This window comes from Gordonia sp. McavH-238-E, from assembly GCF_022348225.1.
Lineage (GTDB): Bacteria > Actinomycetota > Actinomycetes > Mycobacteriales > Mycobacteriaceae > Gordonia > Gordonia terrae.
In genome coordinates this window covers 511753-527162 of sequence record NZ_JAKRFE010000001.1, presented here as the reverse complement: position 1 = coordinate 527162, position 15410 = coordinate 511753, and the positions used below count along the sequence as shown (strand labels likewise).

The 15410-nt window shown below is 68.6% G+C and carries 14 protein-coding genes and 2 rRNA genes; all 16 read left to right on the top strand.

Annotation, left to right across the window (positions count from 1 at the left end; genetic code table 11):
- Window positions 1-232: ribosomal RNA gene (locus MHN80_RS02385) — 23S ribosomal RNA — on the top strand; the annotation flags it as partial.
- Window positions 233-345: 113 nt separating this feature from the next.
- Window positions 346-462, top strand: a 5S ribosomal RNA gene (gene rrf, locus MHN80_RS02380).
- Between the two features lie 136 nt (window positions 463-598).
- Complete coding sequence (locus MHN80_RS02375; RefSeq protein WP_231896064.1) at window positions 599-754, top strand: hypothetical protein; 156 nt, start codon at window positions 599-601, stop codon at window positions 752-754.
- A 38-nt stretch (window positions 755-792) separates the two neighbouring features.
- Complete coding sequence (locus MHN80_RS02370) at window positions 793-2829, top strand: HAD-IIA family hydrolase (protein WP_239399246.1); 2037 nt, start codon at window positions 793-795, stop codon at window positions 2827-2829.
- Window positions 2830-2840: 11 nt separating this feature from the next.
- Window positions 2841-3131 carry a hypothetical protein gene (locus MHN80_RS02365; RefSeq protein ID WP_004022223.1) on the top strand — a complete coding sequence of 97 codons (291 nt, stop codon included), beginning with the start codon at window positions 2841-2843 and terminating at the stop codon, window positions 3129-3131.
- A 43-nt stretch (window positions 3132-3174) separates the two neighbouring features.
- A complete protein-coding gene (locus tag MHN80_RS02360; RefSeq protein ID WP_239399290.1) occupies window positions 3175-4062 on the top strand; it encodes a TlyA family RNA methyltransferase in 888 nt (295 codons plus the stop codon).
- A 76-nt stretch (window positions 4063-4138) separates the two neighbouring features.
- Window positions 4139-5161, top strand: coding sequence for an NAD kinase (locus MHN80_RS02355; RefSeq protein ID WP_239399244.1), 1023 nt, complete (start codon window positions 4139-4141; stop codon window positions 5159-5161).
- Between the two features lie 2 nt (window positions 5162-5163).
- Window positions 5164-6918: a DNA repair protein RecN gene (gene recN, locus MHN80_RS02350; protein ID WP_239399242.1), complete on the top strand. Its 1755-nt coding sequence runs from the start codon at window positions 5164-5166 to the stop codon at window positions 6916-6918.
- A gap of 103 nt (window positions 6919-7021) precedes the next feature.
- A complete protein-coding gene (gene steA / locus MHN80_RS02345; protein ID WP_033204963.1) occupies window positions 7022-8209 on the top strand; it encodes a putative cytokinetic ring protein SteA in 1188 nt (395 codons plus the stop codon).
- Window positions 8210-8212: 3 nt separating this feature from the next.
- On the top strand, window positions 8213-9148 hold the full coding sequence (locus MHN80_RS02340; RefSeq protein ID WP_239399240.1) for a copper transporter: 936 nt from the start codon (window positions 8213-8215) through the stop codon (window positions 9146-9148).
- Between the two features lie 143 nt (window positions 9149-9291).
- Window positions 9292-11091 carry a CTP synthase gene (locus tag MHN80_RS02335; RefSeq protein ID WP_239399238.1) on the top strand — a complete coding sequence of 600 codons (1800 nt, stop codon included), beginning with the start codon at window positions 9292-9294 and terminating at the stop codon, window positions 11089-11091.
- Between the two features lie 6 nt (window positions 11092-11097).
- Window positions 11098-11733: an NUDIX hydrolase gene (locus MHN80_RS02330; protein WP_064572064.1), complete on the top strand. Its 636-nt coding sequence runs from the start codon at window positions 11098-11100 to the stop codon at window positions 11731-11733.
- A complete protein-coding gene (gene xerD, locus MHN80_RS02325) occupies window positions 11730-12650 on the top strand; it encodes a site-specific tyrosine recombinase XerD (protein ID WP_004022215.1) in 921 nt (306 codons plus the stop codon). The genes MHN80_RS02330 and xerD overlap by 4 nt, the downstream gene beginning before the upstream one ends.
- A 178-nt stretch (window positions 12651-12828) precedes the next feature.
- Entirely contained in the window at window positions 12829-13776 is a 948-nt protein-coding gene (locus MHN80_RS02320; protein ID WP_101821374.1) for a ParA family protein, read from the top strand.
- Complete coding sequence (locus tag MHN80_RS02315; RefSeq protein WP_239399236.1) at window positions 13773-14651, top strand: ScpA family protein; 879 nt, start codon at window positions 13773-13775, stop codon at window positions 14649-14651. The genes MHN80_RS02320 and MHN80_RS02315 overlap by 4 nt, the downstream gene beginning before the upstream one ends.
- Complete coding sequence (gene scpB / locus MHN80_RS02310; RefSeq protein WP_239399234.1) at window positions 14648-15406, top strand: SMC-Scp complex subunit ScpB; 759 nt, start codon at window positions 14648-14650, stop codon at window positions 15404-15406. Before MHN80_RS02315 ends, scpB begins: the two co-directional genes overlap by 4 nt.
- Window positions 15407-15410 lie beyond the last annotated feature (4 nt).

The window sequence follows — 15410 nt, the reverse complement described above, 5'->3', positions numbered from 1 at the left end:
GACGGACGAACCTCTGGTGTGCCAGTTGTCCCGCCAGGGGCACTGCTGGTTAGCTACGTTCGGAAGGGATAACCGCTGAAAGCATCTAAGCGGGAAGCCTGTTCCAAGATGAGGTTTCTCACCCCCTCAGCGGGGTTAAGGCCCCCTACAGACCATGGGGTTGATAGGCCAGAACTGTACGCACAGCAATGTGTTCAGGTGACTGGTACTAATCGGCCGAGGACTTACCAACAACACCCACAACATCACCACACAAGTGACTGTGGTGGTGTTCGCATCCACTATGTACTTCTGAAACAACACACAACAAACAAACACTGTTGTGTGGAAAGTGTTTCACAAAGTTACGGCGGCTATAGCGGAGGGGAAACGCCCGGCCCCATTCCGAACCCGGAAGCTAAGCCCTCCAGCGCCAATGGTACTGCACCCTAATCAGTGTGGGAGAGTAGGACACCGCCGAACACAATTTCAGAAAGGCCCCGTATTCGATGAAATTCTTTCGTCGGATACGGGGTCTTTCTCGTGTGTCAGCCGCGCCGGTGTCATCGGCGGTCGGCTCTTCCCAGCAAGGTTCGAGAGCATAGATTGGCAGCTATGAATGATCGTGATCGTCCGCGTCGCGAAGGGCGCGGTCAGCGGGACACCCGCGGACAACGCGACGGCGGCCGAGGCGGCCGTCCCGATCGTCCGGGGCGTGACCGGGGGTCTGATCGTGGCAGCCGGCAGCCCGGACCTCCGCTGCCCGATGACGTAGCAGCATCCGACCTCGATCCCGAGGTGCGGCGTGATCTGTTGACACTCGACAAGGCCAATGCGGAGATCGTCGCGCGGCACCTGGTGATGGTGTCGCGCATTCTGCTCGAGGATCCCGCGCAGGCGCTGGAGCACGCACGCGCAGCTCGCGCCCGCGCATCTCGAGTCGGCGTCGTCCGCGAGACCGTTGGCATCGCGGCGTACAACGCAGGGGAGTGGCAGGAGTCGGCGACCGAGCTGCGAGCGGCCAAGCGCATCACCGGCAACCCTGCTCTGCTTCCGCTCATCGCGGATTGCGAGCGCGGTCTCGGGCGGCCAGAGCGGGCGGTCGAGATCGCCCGTGGTGACGAGGGACGCTCGCTGACCGGCGAAGACGCCACGGAGATGCGGATCGTCGAAGCGGGCGCCCGAATGGATCTGGGCGAACCCGAGAAGGCTGTCGTCACGCTCCAGGCCGAGAATCTCACACCGGGGCAGCTCGGTACGGGCCCGGCTCGGCTCTTCTATGCGTATGCGTCGGCACTCGAGGCGGCCGGCCGCCGGGACGACGCGATCACCTGGTTCATGAATGCTGCTGCTGCCGACGTCGACGACGTGACCGACGCCGAGTTCCGTCTCACCGAGCTGGCCAACGACGATGTGCCGGGCGAGAGCGTGTCGATGAACGGCGTCGCTGCCGACATCGACGCCCAGCCTGTCTCCGTCTCCGGCGTCGAACCGGATGCGGCACCCACTTCGGACGTCGCGGCGCCCGTGTCGGCCGGTGAGTCATCTGTCGACGCGGCGACGAGCATTCCGGAAGCCGAGACGCTCCCTCGTGAGATCGACACCGTTGCGGGAACCGCCGATCTGTCGCAGACCTCGACTCCGCCCGAGAGCGCAGTGCACGTGGACGAGGACGAGGAGGACGCCACCTCTGTGGTCGATGCGGAAACGGAAGCCGTGTCCACCGACGAGGTGGTCACCGAGTCGACGATCGTGGCAGGCGTGCCGAATCCGCTGACCACAGCGGAAGACGCCGACGCACCATCGACCTCGGACGAGTCCGTTGCGGAGGACAACGGCGGTGTCGTCGCGCTCGTCGATCGTCACGATGCACTTCTCCTCGATCTGGACGGCACCGTGTTCGCCGGGCACCGTGCGTTGCCCAATGCCCTCGACGCACTCGCGCGCCTGGCGATACCGCGCTTCTTCGTGACCAACAACGCGAGCCGGCGCCCGTCCGAGGTGGCCGCTCATCTGCGCGAACTCGGGTTCGAGGCGACCGACGACCTTGTCGTGACGAGCGCGCAGTCGGGCGCCCGACTGCTGTCGGAACATCTCGAACCGGGCTCGCGCGCCCTGGTGATCGGTACCGACGGCCTGGCGCAGGAGGTCCGAGAGGTCGGCGTCGGTGTCACGCGGAGTGCCGATGATCGGCCCGCCGCGGTGATCCAGGGGCACTCGCCGGACACCGGGTGGGCGCAGCTGTCGGAGGCCGCCCTCGCGATCCGGGCCGGCGCGCTGTGGATCGCGACGAACGTCGACGCCACCCTGCCGTCCGAGCGTGGGCTGTTGGTGGGGAACGGCTCGATGGTCGCCGCGCTGCGCAACGCGACGGGCAAAGAGCCGATGGTGGCGGGCAAGCCGGCCGCCCCGTTGATGGCCGACGCGATCGCGCGTGCCCGTGCGAGCGCACCGCTGGTCGTCGGGGACCGGCTCGACACCGACATCGAGGGTGGGCACGCCGTCGGTATCGAGAGCGCGCTGGTCCTCACCGGTGTGAGCACCGTCGACGATCTGCTGGCTGCTCCGCCCGAGCAGCGGCCCACCTACGTTCTCGAGGATCTCGCCGGGCTGTTCGTCGACATGGACGCCGTGCGGGTGTCCGACCAGCCCGGATGGGAGATCGAGATCGACGGTTCGACCATTCGGGTCGGAGGCTCCGGGGCGGAGGCCGGTCTGGTGCCCGCTCTCGCCGCGGCGACCTGGTCCGCCGTCGATGCCGGTTCGGCGGATCCGGACGAGTTGCGGGTGGTCGCGGAGGGTGCGGCGAGGACCAAGCTCGAATCTCTCGGTGTCACACTCGTCGGCTAGCGTGGTGCACGATGAATCACCCGAGCGCCTCTCCGGCTGACCAAGGTCCGTCCCGGCCCACCCCGGGTGGGATGCCACGTCGGCAGTTCGATCCGGTGGCCGACGGGTTCGGCACGGCTGATGGGGTGGGCGAGTTGCCTGACGTGGACGCCGAGGTGTCCGAGATCCTCGCGCAGGTCGACGAAATTCGTGAGTCGGTGGGCGACACGTTCTCGCTTGCGGCGCTCGAACGTCAGGCCGGGCTTCTCGAACAGGCCCATGACTCGCTGACCGCAGCCCTCGACGCCGTCGACCGCCGATGACCCCGCCCGGATGCCAGGCGTCGCCGGCGACGCGGTCCTGACCGTGGCCACCAGAGCACGGCTCGATGCCGAACTCGTCCGTCGGGGCCTGGCTCGCTCGCGCGAGCAGGCGCGCGAGCTCGTCGATGCCGGTTCGGTCCGGGTGAACGGGACGGTCGCCTCGAAGGCGGCCACCGGCGTCACCCGCGACACCCCCATCGTCGTCGACGAGGGTCCACGCGACGATTGGGCCTCGCGGGGAGCGCACAAACTCCTCGGTGCCCTCGAGGCCTTCGAGCCGGAGGGTCTCACGGTCGAGGGGCGTCGCTGCCTCGACGCCGGCGCGTCCACCGGCGGCTTCACGGATGTCCTGCTCCGGCGCGGCGCCCGTGAGGTGGTCGCCGCGGATGTCGGTTACGGGCAGCTGATCTGGCGGTTGCAGAACGACGAGCGCGTCGTGGTCCACGACCGGACCAACGTCCGACACCTCGAGCCCGACGCCATCGGCGGCCAAGTCGACCTGGTGGTCGCGGATCTGTCGTTCATCTCGCTGGGGCTGGTGCTCCCCGCACTGGCCCGGTGCTGCGCACCGGGCGCCGACCTGCTGCCGATGGTCAAGCCGCAGTTCGAGGTCGGCAAGGACCGGGTGGGTTCGGGCGGCGTGGTCCGCGATACGGAACTGCGCGCCGACGCGGTCCTGGCGGTCGCGACCGAAGCCGCCTCCCACGGTCTACGGACCCGGGGCGTGGTCGCGAGCCCGCTGCCCGGGCCGTCGGGGAACGTGGAGTTCTTCCTCTGGCTGCACAAGGAGCGGGCCCACCGGACAGGCGGGGAGTCGGGGCAGGGCGATAGGGTCGACCGGTCGGACTCGACCGACGCGGATCGCACCACCGGGTCCCCGGACGAACTCCGAGCCATGATCGAACAAGCGGTCGCCGCGGGTCCGCGCTGACCGCTCGGGTCGGTGGCGTCGCCGCTCTCCGACACCGCACTCTTTCCAGGCCGCACTTCGATGGAGGGAACCACCAGTGACCGACGAATCGGTGCCGGACCACGACCCCGGTGCCCGCGAGTTCTTGGTGGTCGCCCATACGGGACGCGAGAACGTCATCGAGACCATCGAGGCGATCGCCCGACGCTGTGCGGCCGCCGACGTCGCGCTCCGCGTGGTCGATCACGACACGCTCGACCGCGACGCCCCCGATCACGACGTGCTGTACCGGAACAACGAGGGCGAGTCGCCTCGACCCCCGAACGTCCCGGTCGATCCCGAGTACCTGCGATCGCTGGGCGCCGTCGTCGAGGTCACCACGGCCGAGTCCGCCTCGGCCGAAGGCTGCGAGCTCGTCATCGTCCTGGGAGGTGACGGCACCTTCCTGCGGGCCGCGGAGCTGGCCTACCCGGCCGAGGTCCCGGTCCTCGGTATCAATCTCGGGCACATCGGGTTTCTCGCGGAGGCCGAGGCGCACCGCGTCGACGAGGTCATGAACCAGCTGATCGCCCGGGACTACCGGATCGAACCGCGGATGACCCTCGACATCGCCATCGTCGACCCGACCGACCCGGATCCGCCGACCGCGTGCAGCTGGGCCCTCAACGAGGTCGCCGTACTGAACACGAGCAACAACGGCGTCCTGGAGCTCGTGACCGAGGTCGACGGCCGCCCGGTCTCGGCCTTCGGCGCCGACGGCGTGCTGGTGTCGACGCCGACCGGGTCGACGGCGTACGCCTTCTCGGCGGGCGGGCCGGTGATGTGGCCCGATCTGGAGGCCATCCTGGTCGTGCCGAACAACGCCCATGCACTGTTCGCGCGGCCGATGGTGACCAGTCCGCGATCGCGGATCGCGGTGGAGGTGGACAAGAACGGACGGTCGGCGCTGGCGCTGTGCGACGGCCGGCGCGCGCTCGACGTGCCCGCCGGCGCACGTGTCGAGGTCGTACGCAGCGAACGGTCGGTGCGCTGGATCCGCATCGACTCCGATCCCTTCGCCGACCGACTCGTCACCAAGTTCGCCCTCCCGGTCACGGGATGGCGAGGGAGGCAGGCATAGGCGTGCTCGAAGAGATCTCGATCACCGGTCTGGGTGTCATCGAGGAGGCGCAGGCGCGCTTCCATCCCGGATTCACGGTGCTGACCGGCGAGACCGGTGCGGGTAAGACGATGATCGTCACCAGCCTGCACCTGCTCTCGGGTGCCCGTGCCGACGCTTCGCGAGTCCGGACCGGCGCGGCCAAGGCGATCGTCGAGGGCCGGTTTCGACTCGCGGACAACGGCGCCACGCAGCGGGACCCGGTCGTTGCCGAGATCCTCGACTCGACCGGGGCCGAACTCGACGACGACGACACCGTCATTGCGGTCCGATCGGTCAGCGCCGATGGACGCTCTCGTGCACATCTGGGCGGTCGATCGGTGCCGGTCGGTGTGATGGGTCAACTCACCACCGCGGTCCTGGCCATTCACGGCCAGAACGATCAGTTGCGTCTCCTCCGCCCCGAACATCAGCGGGCCGCGCTCGACACCTTCGCCGGACCCAAGGCCGTCGCGGCGCTCGAGTCGTACCGCAAGGCCCGATCGGCCTGGGTGGAGTTGCTCGACGAGCTCGATGTCCGGCGCGCCAATCACCGCGAGCTCGCGCAGGAGGCCGATCGGCTGCGGTTCGGCATCGACGAGATCGCCGCCGTCGATCCGGTGCCCGGCGAGGACGAGGAGCTGACCGCGACCATCCGTCGGCTCTCCGATCTGGAGTCCATCCGCGGCGCCGCAGATCAAGCCCACCACCTCGTCGCCGGCGACTCGGGATCGTCGGTCATCGAGGGTCTCGGAACGGTGCGGACCCTTCTCGAGACCGCGGCGGACGACACCCTGCGCGACCTCGTGCCGCGCGTGGCCGAAGCGCTCACCGTCATCACCGATGTCGGTGCCGAACTGACCGCATTCACCTCGAGCCTGCCGGCCGACGCCGAGGAGCTCGACAAGTTGCTCGCGCGTCAGGCCGAGCTGAAGACCCTGGTCCGCAAGTACGCACCCGACGTCGACGGGGTGATCGACTGGCGCCGCAAGGCCGAGGCGCGGCTGGCCGAGATCGAGGACCCCCGTGCCTCGATCGAGGAACTCGAGGTCGCCGCGGCGGCTGCGCGCGACCGGGTGCAGACCGCGGCGGAGAAACTCCACACGCTGCGCGCGAAGGCCGCCAAGTCGATGTCCGACAAGGTGTCCCGTGAGCTCAAGGGGTTGGCGATGGGGGACTCGGCGTTGGCGGTCGCGGTCAACCCGGACCCGGCGTCGCCCGATGACCGGTTGGCCGTCACGGTCGGCGGCACCTCGGTGCACGCCGGCGCCGACGGCGCGGACAAGGTCGAGTTCGCGCTCGTCGCCCATCCCGGCGCCACCCCGTTGCCCATCGCGAAGTCGGCGTCGGGCGGCGAACTCTCGCGGGTCATGCTCGCGCTCGAAGTCGTGCTCGCCGCACCGACGTCGGGATCGGTGATGGTCTTCGACGAGGTCGACGCGGGCGTCGGCGGCCGCGCGGCGGTCGAGATCGGAAAGCGGTTGTCGAGGCTGGCCCGGGCCCACCAGGTCATCGTGGTGACCCACCTTCCCCAGGTGGCGGCCTTCGCCGACAACCACCTCGTCATCGGCAAGAGCAAGAAGGGGGCGCTGGTCACCAGCAGTGTGCGCACGCTCGATCGGGACGAACGGGTCGCGGAGTTGGCCCGCATGCTCGCGGGCCTGGGGGAGTCCGACACCGGGCGCGCCCACGCGGAGGAATTGCTGGCGACCGCGGAGGCGGAGCGCGCCGCCGAGTGACCGCCGACGCGCGGTGAAACACATGGTGCGTGTGTGACAAAAGTTGCTCCTGTTACGGCGCGCCTCCCCGGCTGAAGCATGCCTTCGGCCGATCATGGCCGTCATGAAGATGCCTGCACTGCTCGCGCGTACCACCGAAGAACTGCCTGGCGTGACCGGTATCGCCAGAATCGACAAGAACACGAAACGGCTTCTCAACCGCGTCGGGCCGGGCGACATCGCCATCCTCGACGAGGTCGACCTCGACCGCGTGACCGCCGACGCCCTCGTCGAGGCCAACGTGGTGGCCGTGGTCAACGCCTCGCGGTCGATCACCGGCCGGTACCCCAATCTCGGGCCCGAGGTCCTGGTGGCCTCCGGCATCGCGCTGCTCGACGACGTGGGTCCGGAGATCTTCAAGCGGGTCAAGGACGGCGCCAAGGTACGGGTCCACAACGACCGGCTGTACGTCGGCGAGCGGCGGCTGGCTCTCGGCACCGAACTCGACGAGCGCGACATCGCCGACATCATGATCGGCGCCAAGGCCGGTCTCGTCGACCACCTCGAGGCGTTCTCCGGCAACACGATCGAGTTCATCCGTAGCGAATCGCCGTTGCTGATCGACGGGGTCGGGGTGCCGGAGATCGACGTCGACGTCGCGGGCCGCCATGTCGTCATCGTCGGCGAAGGCGCCGACCGCGCCGCCGATCTCCGCTCCCTGAAGCCGTTCATCAAGGAGTACCAGCCCGTCATGGTGGGCGTCGGGGCCGGCGCGGACACCCTGATGAAGGCGGGATACAAGCCCTCGATCGTCGTCGGCGATCCCGAGACCATGAAGACGGCGACGCTGAAATCTGGTGCGCAGCTGGTGCTTCCGGCCGACACCGATGGACACGCGACCGGGCTCGAACGCATCCAGGACCTCGGCATCGGCGCCACGACGTTCCCGGCCGCCGGCTCGGCGGGAGACCTGGCGCTGTTGCTCACCGACTACCACGGTGCCGACCTGATCGTCACCGTCGGCTATCCCGGGTCGCTCGACGACTTCTTCGACCGGTCGCGTCGGGAGAGCAACCCGTCGATGTTCCTGACGCGACTCAAGGTCGGTCAGAAGCTGGTCGACGCGAAGGCCGTCGCCACGCTGTACCGCAGCCGGGTGTCGGGTGCTGCCATCGCCTGTGTCGTCCTCGCGGCGCTGGTGGCCGTGATCGCGGCCGTGATGTTGTCGAACGCGGGCACCGACATCACCGATTGGATCGTCGTGCAGTGGAATGCGCTGCTCGACTGGGCACGAGAGGTTTGGAACAGGTAGCCGATGATCTCGCTACGACAGCACGCGATCTCGCTGGTCGCGGTCTTCCTCGCGCTCGCACTGGGACTCTTTCTCGGGTCGGGTTTCGTCGGTGACCGTGTCAACTCGATGACCGGCACGAGTCGCGACCGCATCGGCGATCTGGAGAACGAGCGCGACGACCTCAATGCAAAGCTCAACGCCTCCAACAGCTTCGACCATGCGATCGCGCCGCGACTCATCGCGGACAAGCTGAAGGGGCAGTCCGTGTTGGTGGTGACCGCGCCCAACGCGGCGGATGCCGATGTCGATGCGGTCAAGGAGTCGATCTCGGGTGCGGGGGCCCGCTTCGGTGGGCAACTCGCCCTGACCGACGCGTTGCTCACCGACGGCAAGTCCGAGGAGCTGCGGACGATCGTCGACCAGACCATCCCGCCGGGCACGATGCTCCGCGCCGAACTGACCGATTCCGGCGGACGGGTGGGTGACCTCCTGGGCGCCCTCGTACTGTCCAACGAGACGGCGCGTCCGGCGTCGTCCGGTGATCGTCGGACGGGTCTCGGCACGCTGCGCGACGGCGGGTTCATCGATTACGCCGACAATGCCATCACCCCGACCGATCTGGTCGTCGTGGTCACCGGCGACGAGTTCGGCCCGGACTCGGGCGCGCAGGGCGCGCTCGTCGGTCGGTTCGCCGCCGCGATGGCGGCACGCGGCGTCGGCGGTGTGCTCGTCGGACGCACGGGTTCGGCGTCGGGCGGATCTCCCATCGCCATCGTCCGCTCGGATCCGTCGCTGGCCAACGCCGTGTCGACGGTCGACAACATCGACCAGCCGACCGGCCTCATCACGACGATTCTCGCGCTCACCGCCGAGGTCGACGGCACGACCGGTTCCTACGGCACCGGGGCCGGGGCGACCGCGATCACCGTCGGCGCTGACGGCCGACCCGCCGCCTAGGCCGGGCTCGCCTCCTGGAACGTCAGTACCGCCACGCCCGCCTCCGGTGTGGCGGTGCGGCGTCGGGCGCCGGTGGTGTTACCCTGGAGTCCCGTAGGTAATCAGGGCATCGGCCCCGATTCGGCCGACGGGAGACACTTCTTTTGCGACCACTTCGCCATGTACACGACACCAAGCACATCTTTGTGACCGGTGGCGTTGCTTCTTCACTGGGCAAGGGCCTCACGGCTTCCAGCCTGGGTCAGCTACTCACCTCACGGGGCCTCCGGGTCACCATGCAGAAACTCGATCCGTATCTGAACGTCGATCCGGGCACCATGAATCCGTTCCAGCACGGAGAGGTGTTCGTCACCGAGGACGGCGCCGAGACCGACCTCGACGTCGGACACTACGAACGCTTCCTCGACCGGAACCTCTCGCAGTCGGCGAATGTGACCACCGGACAGGTGTATTCGACGGTGATCGCCAAGGAACGCCGCGGCGAGTACCTCGGCGAGACCGTCCAGGTCATCCCGCACATCACCGACGAACTCAAGGCGCGCGTGCTGGCCATGGGCGAGCCGGACGCCGACGGCGAGGTACCGGACGTGGTGATCACCGAGATCGGTGGCACGGTGGGCGACATCGAGTCGCTGCCGTTCATCGAGGCCGCGCGTCAGGTGCGCCACGACGTCGGTCGGGACAACGTCTTCTTCCTGCACGTCTCGCTCGTGCCCTACCTCGCGCCGTCGGGTGAGCTGAAGACCAAACCGACCCAGCACTCCGTCGCCGCACTGCGCAACGTCGGTATCCAGCCCGACGCGCTCATCCTGCGCTGTGACCGCGACGTGCCCGAGGGACTCAAGAAGAAGATCGCGCTCATGTGCGACGTCGAACTCGACGGCGTCATCTCCACTCCCGACGCCCCATCGATCTACGACATCCCGAAGGTGCTCCACAGCGAGCACCTCGATGCCTACGTGGTCCGCAAGCTCGGACTGCCGTTCCGTGACGTCGACTGGACGGTGTGGGGTGAGCTCCTGCGCCGCGTGCACGAGCCGCGGGAGACCGTCCGCGTCGCACTGGTCGGCAAGTACGTCGACCTGCCCGACGCCTATCTGTCGGTGACCGAGGCGATCCGGGCCGGTGGCTTCGCCTGGAAGGCGCGTACCGAGATCAAGTGGGTGCCGTCGGACGAATGCGCCACTCCGGCAGGTGCACAGGCCGCCCTCGGCGACGTGGACGCGATCCTGATCCCCGGCGGCTTCGGCATCCGTGGCATCGAGGGGAAGGTCGGGGCCATCTCGTACGCGCGCCGGCGCGGGATCCCGCTGCTCGGCCTGTGTCTCGGACTGCAGTGCGTGGTCATCGAGGCGGCCCGGTCGGTCGGGCTCGACGAGGCGAGTTCCACCGAGTTCGACCCGGACACACCGCACCCGGTGATCTCGACCATGGCCGATCAGACCGACGCCGTGGCCGGCGACGCCGACCTCGGCGGCACCATGCGACTCGGTGCCTACGACGCCGTGCTGAAGGCCGGTTCGGTCGTCGCCGAGGCGTACGGGACGCGCGAGGTGTCCGAGCGTCATCGCCACCGCTTCGAGGTCAACAACGCCTACCGCGACAAGATCGCCGATTCCGGACTCGTCTTCTCGGGCACCTCACCCGACGGGCATCTCGTCGAATTCGTCGAGTACCCCAAGTCGGTCCATCCGTATCTCGTTGCCACTCAAGCACATCCGGAGCTGAAGAGCCGGCCGACCCGGCCGCACCCGCTGTTCCGGTCGTTCATCGAGGCGGCGCTGAAGTACAAGGCCGCCGAGCGCCTCCCGGTCGACCTGGGTGACGACTACGAGTCGAATGACGCCCCCGCGGATGCGGTGGCTGCCGTCAACGCGGTCACGGTGGAGCCGGTGGCCGGCCTCGGCGAGACGGCGCTCGACGACTCGGCCGGCCGGAGCTGACCCGTTTTGGGCCACGACTTCGAGGTCAAGGACAGCCGCACCGTCTACGACGGCGCGATCATCACCCTGCGGGTCGACGATGTCGAGATGCCCGGTGGGCGCGTCGCCGAACGTGAGGTCGTCGAGCATTTCGGGGCGGTCGCGATCCTGGCGCGCGACGACGCAGGTCGCGTGGCAATGGTGCGGCAGTACCGCCATCCCCTCGGCCACCGTCTGCTCGAGTTGCCCGCCGGGCTCCTCGACCAGGCCGACGAGGAGCCGTTGGCCGCCGCCAAGCGCGAGTTGGCCGAAGAGACCGACCTCGCCGCCGACTCGTGGCACGTCCTCGTCGACCTCGCGCTCTCACCCGGTTTCACCGACGAGGCGTTGCGGCTGTACCTCGCCGAGGGTTTGCACCATCTCGACGCGGCCGAACGCGTCGACGAAGAGGCCGACATGTCGGTGGAATGGGTGCCGCTCGACGACGCGGTCGCCCAGGTGTTCGCGGGGGAGATCGTCAACGCGACCAGCGTCGCCGGGATCCTGGCCGCGGCGGCCGCCCGGGATTCCACGACCGGCCTGCGCGACGTCGACGCACCGTGGCCGGATGAGCCGACCGCGCTGCGCAACCGTCGGGCCGACGATCGGGGCCGCCGGTCGTGACCCTGGCCGCCGACATCTCGCGATACCTCGACCATCTGACGGTGGAGCGGGGTGCGGCGGCCAACACGGTCTCGTCGTATCGGCGCGACCTCGAGCGGTACCGGCGGTACCTCGACCGCCGGGGGATCTCCGCACTCGACGCGGTGGCCGAGGAAGACATCCGCGAGTTCCTCGTGGAGTTGCGGCGCGGTGACACCGACGCCGGGTTCGCGCCGCTCGCCGACAGTTCGATCGCGCGAACCCTGGTCGCCACCAGGCGCTTCCACAAGTTCGCGATGGACGAGGGGATCGTCGCGACCGACGTCGCACATGATGTCCGGCCGCCTCGTGCCGCACGCCGGCTGCCGAAGTCGCTGCCCGTGGACGAGGTTCTCGCGATCCTCGACGCCGCGGGTGCCGACGACCACCCACGTGGTCTGCGCGACCGCGCGCTGTTGGAGTTCCTCTACAGCTGCGGGGCGCGGATCTCCGAGGCCACCTCGCTGGACGTCGACGATCTCGATCTCGACGACATGCGCGCGGTTCGCCTTCGGGGCAAGGGTGGGAAGGAGCGCCTGGTCCCGCTCGGCGGACCCGCCGTCGACGCTCTCGAGGCGTATCTCGTTCGTGGGCGGCCCGCGCTGGTGTCCCGGGCGACGCCCGCACTGTTCCTCAACGCGCGCGGCGGACGGCTGTCCCGGCAGAGCGCCTGGCAGGTGCTCGTCACCGCGGCCGAACGCGCCGGACTCGACAAGGCGGTCTCGCCGCACACGCTGCGGCACAGCTTCGCGACCCACCTCCTCGACGGTGGTGCCGACGTCCGCGTCGTGCAAGAACTCCTGGGACACGCCTCGGTCACCACCACGCAGGTGTACACGCTGGTGACGGTGAACACGATGCGCGAGGTCTATGCCGTCGCACATCCGAGAGCACGCTGAGCCCTCGGATGGCCTCGGGCGCGCCGACGCCGGAATGACCGGGCGGGTGTCCTAGGCTGATACGAGGTTCGGCCGCCGACGGGCGGACCGGCCGCACCACCGAACAGTGGCGACATCGGCAAGACAGCAGCGGCATCGAACAGAAGCGGCATCGAACAGCGAAGGGAGCGGCGGACACGTGACCACTCCGAGCGCACCGCGGTCTGGCGCCCGTCCGGGAGATCAGTACAGCATCCAGGTGTCGCCCGGTAACGACACCGAGGAAGCCGAGCACGACGCCGATGAGATCGGCCCCACCGGTCGGCCGTATCGCGACGTCCCCGAGCCGGCTCTGCTCGACCGTCACGGACCCGCCACGGTGATCGCGGTCTGCAACCAGAAGGGCGGCGTGGGCAAGACGACGTCGACCATCAATCTCGGTGCAGCCCTTGCCGAATATGGTCGTCGGGTGCTGCTCGTCGACCTCGATCCGCAGGGAGCCCTGTCCGCGGGTCTCGGTGTGCCGCATCACGAACTGGAGCAGACCGTCTACAACCTGCTCGTGCCGCCGCAGGTGGCGACCGACGAGGTCCTCATGCGGACCCGCGTCGACGGCCTCGACCTGCTGCCCAGCAACATCGACCTGTCCGCCGCGGAGATCCAGCTGGTCACCGAGGTGGGTCGCGAGCAATCGCTCGGCCGGGCGCTGCATCCCGTGCTCGATCGCTACGACGTGGTCCTCATCGATTGCCAGCCGTCGCTCGGTCTGCTCACCGTCAACGCGTTGGCCTGCGCCGACACCGTGCTCATCCCGATGGAATGTGAGTACTTCAGCCTCCGCGGTCTGGCGCTGCTCACCGACACGATCAACAAGGTGCGCGACCGTCTCAACCCGCGCCTCGACCTCGGCGGCATCCTGGTCACCATGTTCGACGCCCGTACGCTGCACTCGCGCGAGGTGATGGCCCGCGTCGTCGAGGTGTTCGGCGACGCGGTCTACGACACCGTCATCGCTCGAACCGTTCGTTTTCCGGAGACCAGCGTGGCCGGCGAGCCGATCACCTCCTGGGCGCCGAGGTCGGCCGGCGCGAAGGCTTATCGGGCGCTCGCGCGCGAGGTCATCGCCCGCAACGTCAAAGGCGCATGACGCTCGGCACGGATCAGGCGCCGCCCGACGCCGTGACCCCCGACCTCGACGCACCGGCGGGCGAGGACTCGACCGAGGTCGCCCAGGAGGCCGGCTTCCGGGTCAAACTGCGCAACTTCGAGGGTCCGTTCGACCTCTTGCTGAACCTGATCTCGCAACACCGTCTCGATGTGACCGAGGTGGCGCTGCACGAGGTCACCGACGACTTCATCGCCTACACGCGCGAACTCGGTCCGGAGATGGGTCTGGACCAGACGACCGAGTTCCTCGTCGTCGCCGCGACGCTCCTGGATCTCAAGGCGGCCCGCCTGCTGCCGTCCGGAGAGGTCGACGACCCCGAGGATCTGGCTCTGCTCGAGGCGCGGGATCTGTTGTTCGCCCGGCTCCTGCAGTACCGCGCATACAAGCAGGTGGCCGCGCTGTTCGGCGAACTCGAGGCCGCCGCGCTGCAGCGCTACCCACGCGCGGTGTCGCTGGAGAAACGGTTCGAGGATCTGCTGCCCGAGGTGACCCTCGGCGTCGATGCCGACGGCTTCGCCCAGGTCGCCGCGGCGGGGCTGACGCCCCGTCCGGTGCCGACCGTCGGCCTGGACCACCTCCACGACGTGCAGAAGGTGTCCGTCCCGGGCCAGGCGCGTCGGATGGCCTCGCTCCTCAGCGCGGCCTCGGGGACCTGGCTGAGTTTTCGTGAACTGACCGCGGATTGTGCGAACGGGCTGGAGATCGTCGGCAGCTTCCTCGGGCTGCTCGAGCTGTTCCGCGAGCGGGCCGTCGCCTTCGAACAGCCCGTGGCGCTCGAGGAACTCGCGGTGATGTGGACGGGCGAACGCGGCGCCGACGACCTGCGCATCGACAAGTCAGAGGATTACGGATGACAGACCAGGTTCCCGAGGTCGAGGTCCTCGACCCGACCAGGACGGCCGGCGGGGAGGACCCGGGTCCGGACGAGCCCGAGCAGACCGCGCTCCACGGCGACGGGGAGTACCTCGACGACGATCGGTTGCGCTCGGCGCTGGAGGCGGTGCTGCTCGTCGTGGACACCCCGGTGACCACCGACGAACTCGCGAACGCGGTCGACCAGGACCGCACGCGGGTCCGGGAGATGCTCAACGCCATGTCGTCGGAGCTCACCGCGTCGGGGAGCGGTTTCGATCTGCGCTTCGCCGGCGACGGCTGGCGCTACTACACCCGCGCGGAGTACGCCCCCTACGTCGAGCGGTTGCTGCTCGACGGGGCACGGTCGAAGCTCACCCGGGCGGCCCTCGAGACCCTGGCGGTCATCGCCTACCGGCAACCGGTCACCCGAGCCCGCGTGAGCGCCATCCGCGGCGTGAACGTCGACGGCGTGATCCGCACGCTCGTCGCCCGTGGACTGATCAACGAGGTCGGCACCGAACCGACCACGAACGCGACGACCTATGCCACCACCGAGTTGTTCCTGGAACGTCTCGGCCTGGCATCCCTAACCGAACTGCCCGATCTGGCGCCGCTGCTGCCCGACGTCGACCTCATCGACGACCTCGACGAGGAACTGCTGTCGGATCCCCGATTCGCCAAACTGTCCTCTCAACCGTCAGACTCGAAGGAACTGATCATCGACGGTGGCACCACCACCGACTCACAGGACTGAGAGA